Source organism: Flavobacteriales bacterium (genome assembly GCA_019694795.1).
Classification (GTDB): Bacteria; Bacteroidota; Bacteroidia; order Flavobacteriales_D; family UBA2798; genus UBA2798.
This window is the reverse complement of record JAIBBF010000068.1, coordinates 1-11,972: the sequence shown is the minus strand read 5'-3', so window position 1 is coordinate 11,972 and position 11,972 is coordinate 1. Positions and strand designations below refer to the sequence as shown.

Sequence of the window (11,972 nt, the reverse complement as noted above, 5' to 3'; positions counted from 1 at the left end):
GGCCATAATTTTAGAACCGCTTTTGTGATCACCCCGAGGGTGCCTTCGCTGCCAACCATTAATTGGGTAAGATTATAACCGGTGGAATTTTTTAATGTATTTGCTCCGGTCCAAATTATTTCTCCATTGGCCAAAACCACTTCGAGGTTGAGTACATAATCTTTTGTAACCCCATATTTCACAGCACGGGGTCCGCCCGAATTTTCTGCCAGATTTCCTCCAATGGAACATGAACCGCGGGAAGATGGATCTACAGGGTAGAAGAGTCCTTTTTCAATGACAGCTTCTTGTAATACCTGCGTAATAACTCCCGGCTCTACCGTGACTTGTAAATTTTTTTCGTCGATTTCGAGAATACGATTTAATCGCTCAGTGGAAAGTCCGATACCTCCATAAACAGCCAAAGCACCGCCTGATAATCCCGTTTTAGAACCAATAGCCGTAACGGGAATTGCATGTTCGTTGGCGTATTTTAAAACAAGAGAAACTTCTGATGCGGAACGTGGTTTTACCACTGCGGAAGGAGGGAAATTGAAATCTTCGGTTTCGTCGTGTCCGTATTCTTTACAAAGATCCGCATCGGTAAACACAGCATCACCGCCAATGAGCTGCTTTAAATCCATTACTTCAGCTGAACTAAGTTCCCTGTATTTCATATCAGGCTTCTGACGTTTTTTTCCTTCCTGCAATCCACTCAATGGCAAAAATGAGAATGAAGCCTACGATGAATGCTAAAATTGCAATTTGCCATGAATTATCGGTGGGCAGAATATTCGCTTCCTGGAATGGAATTTTTTCTCCTTTTGAATTTTCATAAAATGAAATCGTTTCTTTCCATGGCCAAACTTTATTTAAGGAACCCAACATGAATCCGGCCAGCAGGGCAACGGTGACATTATGAAAGTTTTTAAGCAGGTAAGAAAGGAGTCGGCTAAACAATAATAATCCCACAACACATCCAGTGGCGAATACAGCTATGATTTTTAAATCCATAGTATGAATAGCACCTAAAACAACTGAATAAGCACCCAATAAAACAAGAATAAAACTTCCGGAAATCCCGGGCAAAATCATGGCACAAATGGCAATACTGCCGCAGAGAAAAAGATATGGGAGAGAAGTAGAAGCATCACTTTTTCCCAATACCGTAATGTAATAAGCAATGGCTGTACCTAAAATGAACATGACTATTACCGGCAAATTCCATTTGGTAATTTCTTTTCCAACATAAAAAATCGAAGCGAGCACTAAGCCAAAAAAGAAGGACCATATCATCACCGGGTGATGTTCCAGCATCCAGGTAATCGCTTTTGCCAATGAGGCAATACTTATGCCAATACCCAGCATCAAACTTGCCAGAAAATTCCCGTTAATTGCTTTCCAGAAGGATTTAATTCCTTCACCTTTGGTGATAATTAATTTTGCGTTTTTGAGATTTACGGAATTGATAGAACCCAGAAGTTCCTCATAAATACCCGAAATAAATGCAATGGTTCCTCCGGAAACGCCGGGCACAACATCAGCAGCACCCATTCCGATTCCTTTTAAAAAAATCAGGGAATAATCTTTAGCAGTTCTGCTCATTAGTATTTCGACATTGTTGGATCCACTTCATCCGCCCAGGCAAGTATTCCTCCGGCAACGTTGGCTACATTGGTATAACCAGCACTTTCGAGTGCCTGGCAAATAGCCGCCGATCGTTTACCGCTACGGCAATGCACATAAACAGGAATGTCTTTTTTGATTTTGTCGAGATTGTCCATCACATCACCCATTTTAATGTGAAGTCCACCAATATGAGCAATTTCTACTTCGTAATCTTCGCGAACATCAATCAATTGAAAGTTTTCTTTGGCGTCGATTTTCGCTTTTAATTCACGTACAGTGATCTCTTTCATTTTTTTGGTTTTTCTGGGTGCTTAATTTTTTTAACGATTTCTTCCGGAAGAAAATGGAAGAAGGTATCGCCACGTAATCCTAAACGAAGACATTCCATGGCAATCACTTCGAAAGGTGCAATATTTCCAAGGTTTACATTAGCACCAAAATGCTTGATAAACCAAACTTGTTGTTCTTTTTTGGGTGCTTCCCACATGATTTTTTCTGCAGGAACTTTTGCGGTGATGCGATTGATGAGCACCGTGTGTGCATGACCACTCGGACGAAAAATTCCTACTGTGCCACTTTCACGACCTTCTGCAATCACTTTCCAAGCACCGGCTTCAATTTCTTTGGTCATCATTTTAATCCAGCGGGCGGGACTGATTAAAATCCCTGCCTCTTTCGATCCAACTTCGGAGAGAACCGTAAAATCTTTCGAAAGGATTTCGATGTATTTGCATTTTTCATCATGATCCAGAACGATGGATCCATCCGAAACCTCTGCATATTCCAACTTGTATTTGCTAAGCAATTTGCGGTACTCATCAAATTTTCCGCGTGCAATAAATGCTTCAAAAAGGGTTCCGCCGAAATAACATTTTAATCCGGCATTTTTATACACAGCGAGTTTGTCCTCCAACCTTGGAGTAACCATCGATGTTCCGAATCCGAATTTAACGAGGTCGGTATATAATCCCGATCCTTCGCAAAATGCTTCAGCTTCTGTTACCGACAGACCTTTGTCCATCATCATTGTTACACCGCTCTCTCTTGGTTTAACGGTGCGTTCCGGAATATGTGGTAATGTAAAATTCATGAGTTTCGATAATGTTCTATTAATTCGACGATATCGTTATTATTTTTTAGTTCGGGAAGGTAATCAAATAATTCTTCGTGCTCTTCAAAGTTAAGGGAAAGCGCCTCTGCCAGCATTTCCATGGCCTGTGCCTTTTTCCCGCTTTCGAGGAGGTATACCGATTGGCGGTACAACAATTCAGCTTGCTGAGGAAAACGAAGGATGTGTTTATCCATTTCTTCCAGTGCTTCTTGTAAACTGAACCTACGCTTTAAAAAATCGGTATAATCCATGATCAATTCGGGATTATCGCCGTCGAGCTCCAGCGCTTTCAGGAATGATTGCTGAGATCCGGAAATGTCATTGGCTTTATCCAGCACTTCTCCCAGAATATACCAGGTATCGGAACTTTTATCTTCCAGTGCTTTTGCTTTTTCGAGATAGGGAATAGCTTCCTTGTGCTTTTCCATCATGCTCAATGCAATCCCCATTCCCAGCCATCCATCGGCCAGGTCCTCATCTATTTCGGTCGCTTTTAAAAAATTCTCAAATGCTTCTTCGGGCATTTCTAATTTTTCGAAGCATTCGCCAATGTAACAATAGGTAATTGCCTGCGGCTCTTCGTAAAGGAAGGTTTCTGCATAACAATTAATCGCTTCGTGATACATTTCCAACTGAACATAGGCGTTCGCTTTGTTGAAGTAGGCCGAAGAAAAATTTTCATTGATGGTAATGCAAAAATCAAACGCTTCTATAGCCTTTTCGAATAATCCTTTCCGGATATACGAATTCCCCAGATTGTACCAGGCCGAAAAAGAGTAGGGATGGTTGTCAATGAAATCATTGAAAAACTGAATGCTGTTTTCGCCTTGACCACTAATCTCGAAACAATAAGCCAATTCAAAAATGGCAGCCTCATTCTCGGGGTTCGATTTTAAGGCAGATTTTAAACACTCAATGGCTTTGTCCCACTTCTTCAGGTTCTCATATTCAAAAGCCAGATCCACATACAAATCATCATTCTCACCTTCGGCTAATCGAATCGCCTGCTTCAAACAACGAATGGCTTCTTCGTGATTCCTCAATTGGGAATAAATCCCTGCTTTCAATATAAATGAATCTTCATTGTAAGGATCCAAATGCTCAATGCGGTTGAGGATCTCTAACGATTTATTCAATTTACCCGAAGAAGCATGAATTTCTGCCTTGCGTAAAAGAATGGGAACAGCATCCGGATGTTGGGAAATACCAATGGAAATTCCCTTTAATGCCGATTTAATATCGTTTTTTTCGAGGTAATGATCAATCAGCGCTTCAAATACATCTACATCAAAGAAATAATTCCCATTGTTCCTCATCATCTCCTCAAAGCGACTAAGGTGGGGACCTAAATCTTCTCGTTCTTCACCGGATGGATCGTTGAATCCGTTGCCTTCTTGCATAGTGTAATTTCTAGTGCAAAGATAGCACAAATGACAAAATGCACCGGAAAAGAACAGGTCAACTATTAACAAATTCAAAAGTCAATATATATGATAATAATCTGTTTTTGTGTAAGTTATAAAGATCTGGGGTCGGTAGCAAAAAATGATGTTAATATCCTGACGTTGAATTTTCTGAACTGGCTTCATCTTCAGTTAATTGAAGGTGTGTTGTTGGTAAAATAATCGTCGGCGCCTGATGCACTTCCGGCAGAGCATTTAATTTTGAGCAAAATCTGAAAAATGACACTTATAAAATCCATTTCCGGAATACGTGGTACCATTGGCGGAAACGTTGGTGAAGCGTTAACCCCTGTAGATGCCGTTAAATTTACTGCAGCATTTGGTAGCATTATTCTAGAGCGAAATCCCGGTAAAAAAGTAAAGATTGTACTCGGGAGAGATGCACGGATTTCGGGTGAAATGATTCGTAACCTGGTTTGTTCAACGTTACAAGGACTCGGAATTGATGTCATTGATCTTGGCTTATCTACAACACCAACCGTTGAGGTGGCAGTGCCCGGAGAACAAGCGCATGGAGGTATAATTTTAACTGCTTCTCATAATCCGAAGCAATGGAATGCATTGAAACTTCTTAATGAAAAAGGTGAATTTATTTCGGCTCAGGATGGAGCTGAAGTTTTGAGAAGAGCAGAGCAGGAATTGTATTCATTTGCAGAAGTGGATCATTTGGGAACTGTTTCTCTGGACGATACCTGGATGAAAAAACATATCGATCAGATTTTGCAATTGCCTTATGTGAATGTTGCGGCTATTCGTGATGCAGGATTTCATGTGGTGGTAGATGCAGTGAATTCGAGCGGTGGAATTGCTGTCCCCATGCTACTGGAAGCTTTAGGAGTGAAAAAAGTTACGCGATTATTTTGCGAGCCTAATGGACAATTCCCTCATAACCCGGAGCCCCTTCCGGAACATTTAACTGAGATTTCTGCATTAATCAAAAAAGAAAAGGCAGATGTCGGACTGGTTGTTGACCCTGATGTTGATCGTTTAGCCATGGTATGCGAAGACGGCTCTATGTTTGGAGAAGAATATACACTGGTAGCCGTAGCCGATTTAGTGTTACAACACAAAAAAGGAAACACCGTTTCCAATCTATCTTCCACCCGCGCACTTCGTGATGTTACTGAAGCAAAGGGAGGAACTTATTCTGCTTCTGCAGTAGGAGAGGTTAACGTGGTTGAAATGATGCGTAAGGTAAATGCTGTTATCGGAGGAGAAGGAAACGGAGGAGTAATTTTACCCGATTTGCATTACGGAAGAGATGCACTTGCAGGAATAGCCTTGTTTTTAACCTTGCTTGCAGAGAAGAAAATGACCTGTTCGGCATTGCGTAAATCCTATCCGGATTACTTTATTTCAAAGAACAAGATTGAATTAACGCCTTCCATCGATGTAGATAAGGTTTTACTCGAGATGAAGAAAAAGTATGCTGGTCAACCCATTAATGATGTGGATGGAGTAAAAATTGAATTCGGAAAGGAATGGGTGCATTTACGCAAATCGAATACGGAACCCATCATTCGAATTTATTCCGAATCATCCTCCATGGATAATGCGGATCAGTTGGCTAAGAAAATCATGGAAGATATTCGTGCCATTGCAGGCATTAACTAAGAATTTAGTTATCGAATCCGGCAATAACCGAAATTCCTGTGCAGCGGTAATACAGGATGTCCAGCTGTTCTGTGGTCAGTTGTTCTCCGGGTTTTAATTCGAAGGGGACTTCACATTTTTGGGGAGTTCCAATTTTAATTTTCGATTCGGGAATTCCCTTTTTAATGAGGTATTGTTTTAACAGCTTTGCCCTTTTTTTTCCATTTTTTGCTTTTTCATTTTTAAGGTAATAAGCAATTAAAACGATTCCCTTTTCCGATTTCGATAATTCAATGCTTTGCTGAAGTGTTTTTGCATGCGAAGCATCTTCCAATAGAACTCCGTATTTAAAATGAAAACGAATATCCCGGCTTAAAAGGGGACCTTTTTCAAGTGTAAATCCGGTGGAAATGGTTTGACCGCTTGGGTTGACCATAATGGATTTTTTATCCGGACCAATGCAGGAATAATTTTCCGGCGGGTAAATTTTCACGGTAATGGAAATGGTATCCCCAGAATAAAAACGAGAGGGTAATTGAAAGGAAACAAAGCCTTTTTCATCCGTTTTCTTCTCAAAAAGAGGAATTCCTTTTTCTGAAATTTCTATACGAATTTGTTCAAGGGGTTGACCAGTCCTGGTTTTAACCTCCACATTCAGATTTCGTTGTGCTGAAACCTGAATGTGGAAGAATAAAATAAGTAAAACAGAATCAGAGATTTTTCTCCACATAATTGGTCATCATGGTAAATAAATGAAGACGAGTGGTGCCTCCATATATGCCGTGATTTCTGTTTGGATAAATAAATAAATCAAATTGACGATTTGCTTTCACAAATGAATTAATCATTTCCATGGTGTTCTGGTAATGTACATTGTCGTCGCCAGACCCATGCACCAGCAATAATTTTCCTTTTAATTTTTTGGCGTGATTGATCGGTGAATTGTCATCGTATCCATTGGCATTTTCCTGCGGACGACGCATAAACCGTTCGGTGTAAATATTATCGTAAAATCTCCAGTTGGTGACTGGTGCTACCGAGATTCCCATTTTGAAATAATCGGCTCCCTTGGTCATGCATAACAAAGTCATATAACCTCCAAAACTCCAACCCTGAATGCCGATCCGGTTTTTGTCGACATAACTTTGTTGTCCCAACCATTTAGCTGTTTCAATGCAATCTTGCGTTTCGAGTTTTCCCAATTGCAGATAAGTCGATTTTTTAAATGCTTCACCTTTAAACATGGTTCCTCTCGGATCTACACACACTACCAAATATCCTTTCTGAGCAAGGAGTTGGTGCCAGAAATAATTTGGACCATCCCATGAATCGGTTACTTCGTTATTACCGGGTCCACCATAAACAAACATATACACCGGATATTTTTTGTTCGGATCGAAATTGACTGGTTTAATCATCCAGCCATCCAGATTCACATTTTCGCTGGTAGTAAACTTGAAGAATTCCTTTTTCGAGAGGTTGTATTGACCCATTCGACCAATGATTTCTTTATTGTCTTTAAGCACTTTAATTTCTTTACCACTGGCATTGTGAAGTGTAATGAAATAGGGTGTATTTGCATCACTGTGGTAATTGATATAATATTTCATTCCGGTAGAAAAGAAAGCATCATTGGTTCCGGGTTTAGTAGATAGTTTTTTCTTACCGGATCCATCCAGCTTAATGGCAAATAAATCCTTTTGATAAGGGGCCGATTCTGCGGAGATGTAATAAATAAAACCTGTTTTTTCGTCCAGTCCCTTAAACTCTACAACATCCCAATTCCCTTTAGTGATTTGGGTAGAATTTCCTTTGAAATCGATCAGGTAAATGTGATTGTAACCATCTTTTTCTGAGGTGCGGATAAACGCTTCTTTTCCTTTCAAAAAGATTAAATCGTCTGTAATTTCCACATACGTTTTCGAAGTCTCCGTGTAAATTGCTTGCAGCGACAAGCTAGAATTTTTGGTGTTTACCAAACAATATTCAAGATTGTTTTGCAAACGATTCATGCGCAATACGCAAAGTTGATCATCGCTGTTGGTCCATTTTATTCTTGGGATGTAAATATCTGTTTCTGGACCTAAATCGATGGCGTTTGACTTGCTGGCAGCTACATCGTACACAAATAGTGAGATTTTGGAATTGTCTTCCCCTGCCTTTGGATATTTAAACGTGTAAAGGGTAGGGTATAATTCACCGTAAAAAGTCATGGTAAATTCCTTCACTTCACGTTCGTCGAATCGGTAATAAGCAATTTTAGTGGAGTTGGGCGACCAGTAAAATCCTTTTACAATTGAAAATTCTTCTTCATAAACCCAATCCGTACTACCATTGATAATTTCATTACGCTTCCCGTCGGTGGTAACCTGTGTTTCTTTCCCGGAAGCGAGGTCGTAAATAAAAATATTGTTGTCGCGGGTAAACGCAACTTTTTTTCCATCCGGTGAGAATTCTGCCAGGGCTTGTTTGCCAGCCTTGTGATCACCTAGTGGTGTAGTTTTTTTTGTTTTAATATCGTAGATGAAAAAGTAGGCCAGATACGATCTTCTGTAAATTGGTTCAATATCGGTGGCGATTAACATTTTTGTTTCGTCGGCATTGAATTCATATTCTTCAATCATTAATGATTCACCATCTATCCGGATATCTTTGGATGAAACAATTTCTCCCACTTTTTTATAATCCTTAAAAGCATATTTGTTTACAACCGGAATGTTACCATCGGCCTCCAGCACCGTAAAATGTTCGCCGTCGTTCATGGACCGAACCTCATCTACGCTTTCTGCATAAAAGGTTCCGGATGCCCAGATCAATTCGTTGCTCAATTCCTTCTTTTGAGCCTGGATATTCCCTCCAACCAGTGCAAGGAATAAAATACTAATGGAAATAATTCTCATGGTTATTCGTTTCTAGCGTGCAAAATAGCCAAAAATCGGACTATTGATTTACCGCTCATCAAATAAGAGGCCAAATTGGAGGCGTTCCCTTTTTATTATATTTACAAAATGATTCGAACTGGATTTTTCCTTTTGTTTTCGCTGATTGGGCTGTCACTTTATAGTCAGTCGGATTCCCTTTATAAAGGAAGTCCCCAACCGCTTCGGTATGCCCTGGGGTTTGGAACCAATTTTAATTTGGATGACTTTTATTTCGATTTTAATTACGGTCTTCAGGATACCGAATATCAATGGGGTGCTGCCTTGTCGTTTGACATGCGACCCTATTTTAAAAAGGTACAGATAGTAGATAAGCCCAACCATGTTAGTCAATATTTCGAAAAGAAGTTTTTTCTTGCGCTTGAAGGTGAAAAACGATTTTTGGAATTGCATGTCGGTTCAAAAACGCTCCGTGCATTATTGGCGGCTAAGGTGGGATGGTTATTTGGCAATTACAGGGGATTAAAACAGGCTCCACAAAGTTATTTCGGATTTTCGCCCATGGCCGGATTTTCGTTTGATTTGGGTAAGAGTGGTTATTTTAAATTCGGTTATTGTTTTCTCGATAATAAAAACATCAATATCCCCAATAACCGCATCTTTTTTGGTATAACTTTTTTACTCGGAGAGATATGATTCGATATGCTTTAGTTTTCGCCGGAATATTGTTTTTAAGCTCGTGCTTTAAATCGGACGATTGCGATCCGAATGTGTATTGCAATACGGAACGTCCCGATTCTGCATGGGTAAATATTACGGTGAGTTACGACCGTTATCATACGCCAGTTCCATATACCATTTACAATGGAAATATAGAAGATGGATTGGTGGTATTGCGCGACACGGCTTATATGAATGTCACCTCCCACTATTTACCCGTGAACGAACGCTATTCGGTAGAGGCAACTTATTTTGTTGGACAAGCCACTTATTCGGCATACGATGGCGGGAAATTGCGACTGAATAAATTCTGGAATTGCAATGATCGCTGTTATGAAGCTCCTGATTTAAGTTTAGATTGTTCACTGCTAAAATGATGCTTGAAGTAAAAAATATTCAGTTTTCATACAGTGGATCCGAAAAGGTTTTACAAAATATTTCATTTTCATTATCACCGGGTGAAGTCATTGGTATAGCAGGCAAAAGTGGAAGCGGAAAAACCACCTTGCTTAAAATTATTTACGGTTTACTCGATCCAAGTTCAGGTAGTGTAATTTTTAAGAAAGAAAAAGTTAGGGGTCCCTCTCTTGAACTCGTTCCCGGTCACCCCAAAATGAAAATGGTGGCTCAACATTTCGATTTGCTACCCGATCACACCGTGAAAGAAAATATTGAACATCGTTTATTATCCTATAAAAAGAGTTTTAGAGAAGAAAAAGCGGAGATGCTTTTGAAATTATGTGGAATCTGGGAGCAGCGGAATCAAAAACCGGCTACGTTAAGTGGGGGACAAAAACAATTGGTTGCCATATCTTGTGCATTAGCAGAGGAGCCCGAATTATTGTTACTGGATGAACCTTTTAGTCATTTAGATCATAGCACCCGCAATGAGATTTTACGATTTTTAGCAGAGTTAAAATCGGTATTGGGTTTTTCCATGATTTTTATTTCGCACGACAGTTCGGATGTTTTGCAATTGAGCGATCGTGTTATGATTATGAAAGCGGGATCGGTGGAGCGAATTGCCTCTCCGGAAGAGATTTATTATCACCCCAAAAATGATTACCAGGCAGAATTGTTTGGTTCGTTTAATAAAATTTCAAAATCCACTTATGTTCGACCTTCCGCCATTCGGATTTGTCAGAGCCATAAATCAAAATTCAGCGGAGTAATTTCGGCAATAAGTTTTCGTGGGGAATTAACCGAATACAAAGTAAAATCACAAGGTGGCAAAGTGATTTATTTTATAAACACCCAAAGCAACTTTCCCATTGGAAAAAAAGTACATCTCACCTGGTGATGCTTTAAACTGTATCCGGACCGGGAGGCTTACTGGAATCTTTTATTTTAGGCGATGATGTTTCTTCTTTTTCGATTTTCTGAATTTTTTCCCTGGGAACGATTTCTTCTTTCGTGTTTTCAATTTCAGATTTTTCTTTTCCACCATTTTTCATTTTAAAATATAAAATGAAGCTTCCGATTAATGGTAATGCATTTTGCAGGATTGCCAAAACGAGATAATTCGGTATTGAAATCAGAAATTGATGGTAAAGGAATGGTAAAATAACAAAGTAGTTGAGGGCGTATAAACCAAAATAGAGTCCCACGGCGCCCATTGTCCACACCCAGGGATCGGCTCCTTTTTTTACCTGATAATCGTAAAATCGCTGTCCAACAATCAATATTAGCAACAGTGTAAGCATATTCAAAGTTAAGGATATTATTTTTTACATTGATTTTCAATTGTTTGAATCTCCCTGACTTTTTCCTTTTTGTTGGAAAACTTTTTTTGATTCTTGTGCTTCAAATCTTACATTTGGTCACCAAAATAAACATCATGAATCTTCACGAATATCAAGGCAAAGAGATCCTCACCAAGTTTGGTGTTTCTGTTCAACGTGGTATCCTTGCCCACACTCCCGAAGAGGCTGTTGAAGCCGGAAAGCTATTGGCGAATCAAACCGGGACTAAATTTTTTGTTGTTAAAGCGCAAATTCACGCTGGTGGCCGCGGTAAAGGTGGTGGTGTAAAAGTTGCAAAGAATCTCGATGAGCTTCGCGAAAAGGCGACAAACATCATCGGTATGCAATTGATTACCCCGCAAACTCCGCCAACCGGTAAAAAAGTTCATAAAGTCCTTATTGCAGAGGATGTTTATTATCCGGGTCCTTCCGAGCACAAAGAATATTACATGTCTATTCTTCTCGACAGAGGTACGGGTCGCCACCTGGTGATGTATTCTCCTGCCGGTGGTATGGATATCGAAGCTGTTGCGGAAGAAACGCCACATTTAATTTTTAAAGAAGAAATTGATCCGAAAGTAGGCTTAATGCCTTTCCAGGCTCGTAAGATTGCTTTTAATCTTGGAACCAGCGGAAATGCGTTTAAAGACATGGTGAAATTTGTGGATGCGCTTTACAAAGCATTCCTCGGTTGCGATGCTTCCATGTTTGAAATTAATCCTGTATTTAAAACATCCGACGATCGTATTATTGCAGTAGATGCAAAAGTAACGCTCGATGATAACGCATTGTTCCGTCACCCCGACTATGCCGAAATGCGCGATACTACCGAAGAAGATCCTACCGAAGTGGAAGC

General features: G+C 39.9%; 13 protein-coding genes. 5 read left to right on the top strand and 8 right to left on the bottom strand.

Annotated features, from left to right (window positions below):
• The 5 genes from K1X56_13490 to K1X56_13470 form a co-directional block, all read right to left on the bottom strand.
• Positions 1–656, bottom strand: a 656-nt coding sequence (locus tag K1X56_13490) for an FAD-binding oxidoreductase (protein MBX7095729.1), incomplete at its 3' end; no start/stop codon positions are given.
• 1 nt (position 657) lies between these two features.
• Positions 658–1,584: a DUF368 domain-containing protein gene (locus tag K1X56_13485; GenBank protein ID MBX7095728.1), complete on the bottom strand. Its 927-nt coding sequence runs from the start codon at positions 1,582–1,584 to the stop codon at positions 658–660.
• Entirely contained in the window at positions 1,584–1,898 is a 315-nt protein-coding gene (locus K1X56_13480; GenBank protein MBX7095727.1) for a rhodanese-like domain-containing protein, read from the bottom strand. The genes K1X56_13485 and K1X56_13480 overlap by 1 nt, the downstream gene beginning before the upstream one ends.
• The gene (locus tag K1X56_13475) at positions 1,895–2,698 is read right to left on the bottom strand and encodes a phosphosulfolactate synthase (GenBank protein ID MBX7095726.1); all 804 of its coding nucleotides are present in this window, start codon (positions 2,696–2,698) and stop codon (positions 1,895–1,897) included. The genes K1X56_13480 and K1X56_13475 overlap by 4 nt, the downstream gene beginning before the upstream one ends.
• On the bottom strand, positions 2,695–4,119 hold the full coding sequence (locus K1X56_13470; protein ID MBX7095725.1) for a tetratricopeptide repeat protein: 1,425 nt from the start codon (positions 4,117–4,119) through the stop codon (positions 2,695–2,697). The genes K1X56_13475 and K1X56_13470 overlap by 4 nt, the downstream gene beginning before the upstream one ends.
• Positions 4,120–4,401: 282 nt before the next feature.
• Between K1X56_13470 and glmM the strand changes: the two genes are divergently transcribed.
• A complete protein-coding gene (gene glmM / locus K1X56_13465; GenBank protein MBX7095724.1) occupies positions 4,402–5,796 on the top strand; it encodes a phosphoglucosamine mutase in 1,395 nt (464 codons plus the stop codon).
• Positions 5,797–5,800: 4 nt separating this feature from the next.
• On the opposite strand, the gene K1X56_13460 is transcribed toward glmM, so the two are convergent.
• Both K1X56_13460 and K1X56_13455 read right to left on the bottom strand, forming a co-directional pair.
• Complete coding sequence (locus K1X56_13460; GenBank protein MBX7095723.1) at positions 5,801–6,505, bottom strand: hypothetical protein; 705 nt, start codon at positions 6,503–6,505, stop codon at positions 5,801–5,803.
• Positions 6,486–8,675: a S9 family peptidase gene (locus K1X56_13455; GenBank protein ID MBX7095722.1), complete on the bottom strand. Its 2,190-nt coding sequence runs from the start codon at positions 8,673–8,675 to the stop codon at positions 6,486–6,488. Before K1X56_13455 ends, K1X56_13460 begins: the two co-directional genes overlap by 20 nt.
• 108 nt (positions 8,676–8,783) lie before the next feature.
• On the opposite strand from K1X56_13455, the gene K1X56_13450 reads away from it, so the two are divergent.
• From K1X56_13450 to K1X56_13440, 3 genes are read left to right on the top strand one after another with little or no spacing between them, the layout of a single operon-like run.
• Positions 8,784–9,350 carry a hypothetical protein gene (locus tag K1X56_13450; protein ID MBX7095721.1) on the top strand — a complete coding sequence of 189 codons (567 nt, stop codon included), beginning with the start codon at positions 8,784–8,786 and terminating at the stop codon, positions 9,348–9,350.
• Entirely contained in the window at positions 9,347–9,751 is a 405-nt protein-coding gene (locus K1X56_13445; protein MBX7095720.1) for a hypothetical protein, read from the top strand. The genes K1X56_13450 and K1X56_13445 overlap by 4 nt, the downstream gene beginning before the upstream one ends.
• Positions 9,748–10,674 carry an ABC transporter ATP-binding protein gene (locus tag K1X56_13440; protein MBX7095719.1) on the top strand — a complete coding sequence of 309 codons (927 nt, stop codon included), beginning with the start codon at positions 9,748–9,750 and terminating at the stop codon, positions 10,672–10,674. The genes K1X56_13445 and K1X56_13440 overlap by 4 nt, the downstream gene beginning before the upstream one ends.
• A 4-nt stretch (positions 10,675–10,678) precedes the next feature.
• Here the strand turns inward: K1X56_13440 and K1X56_13435 are convergent, their stop codons facing one another.
• Positions 10,679–11,077 carry a hypothetical protein gene (locus K1X56_13435; protein ID MBX7095718.1) on the bottom strand — a complete coding sequence of 133 codons (399 nt, stop codon included), beginning with the start codon at positions 11,075–11,077 and terminating at the stop codon, positions 10,679–10,681.
• Between the two features lie 134 nt (positions 11,078–11,211).
• On the opposite strand from K1X56_13435, the gene sucC reads away from it, so the two are divergent.
• A partial coding sequence (gene sucC, locus K1X56_13430) for a succinate--CoA ligase subunit beta (GenBank protein MBX7095717.1) occupies positions 11,212–11,972 on the top strand: 761 nt, incomplete at its 3' end.

Bases quoted from the DNA above. Each gene is read 5' to 3' on its own strand.
- K1X56_13485 (MBX7095728.1), bottom strand. From the start codon at position 1,584: ATGAGCAGAACTGCTAAAGATTATTCCCTGATTTTTTTAAAAGGAATC.
- K1X56_13480 (MBX7095727.1), bottom strand. From the start codon at position 1,898: ATGAAAGAGATCACTGTACGTGAATTAAAAGCGAAAATCGACGCCAAA.
- K1X56_13475 (MBX7095726.1), bottom strand. From the start codon at position 2,698: ATGAATTTTACATTACCACATATTCCGGAACGCACCGTTAAACCAAGA.
- K1X56_13470 (MBX7095725.1), bottom strand. From the start codon at position 4,119: ATGCAAGAAGGCAACGGATTCAACGATCCATCCGGTGAAGAACGAGAA.
- glmM (MBX7095724.1), top strand. From the start codon at position 4,402: ATGACACTTATAAAATCCATTTCCGGAATACGTGGTACCATTGGCGGA.
- K1X56_13460 (MBX7095723.1), bottom strand. From the start codon at position 6,505: ATGTGGAGAAAAATCTCTGATTCTGTTTTACTTATTTTATTCTTCCAC.
- K1X56_13455 (MBX7095722.1), bottom strand. From the start codon at position 8,675: ATGAGAATTATTTCCATTAGTATTTTATTCCTTGCACTGGTTGGAGGG.
- K1X56_13450 (MBX7095721.1), top strand. From the start codon at position 8,784: ATGATTCGAACTGGATTTTTCCTTTTGTTTTCGCTGATTGGGCTGTCA.
- K1X56_13445 (MBX7095720.1), top strand. From the start codon at position 9,347: ATGATTCGATATGCTTTAGTTTTCGCCGGAATATTGTTTTTAAGCTCG.
- K1X56_13440 (MBX7095719.1), top strand. From the start codon at position 9,748: ATGATGCTTGAAGTAAAAAATATTCAGTTTTCATACAGTGGATCCGAA.
- K1X56_13435 (MBX7095718.1), bottom strand. From the start codon at position 11,077: ATGCTTACACTGTTGCTAATATTGATTGTTGGACAGCGATTTTACGAT.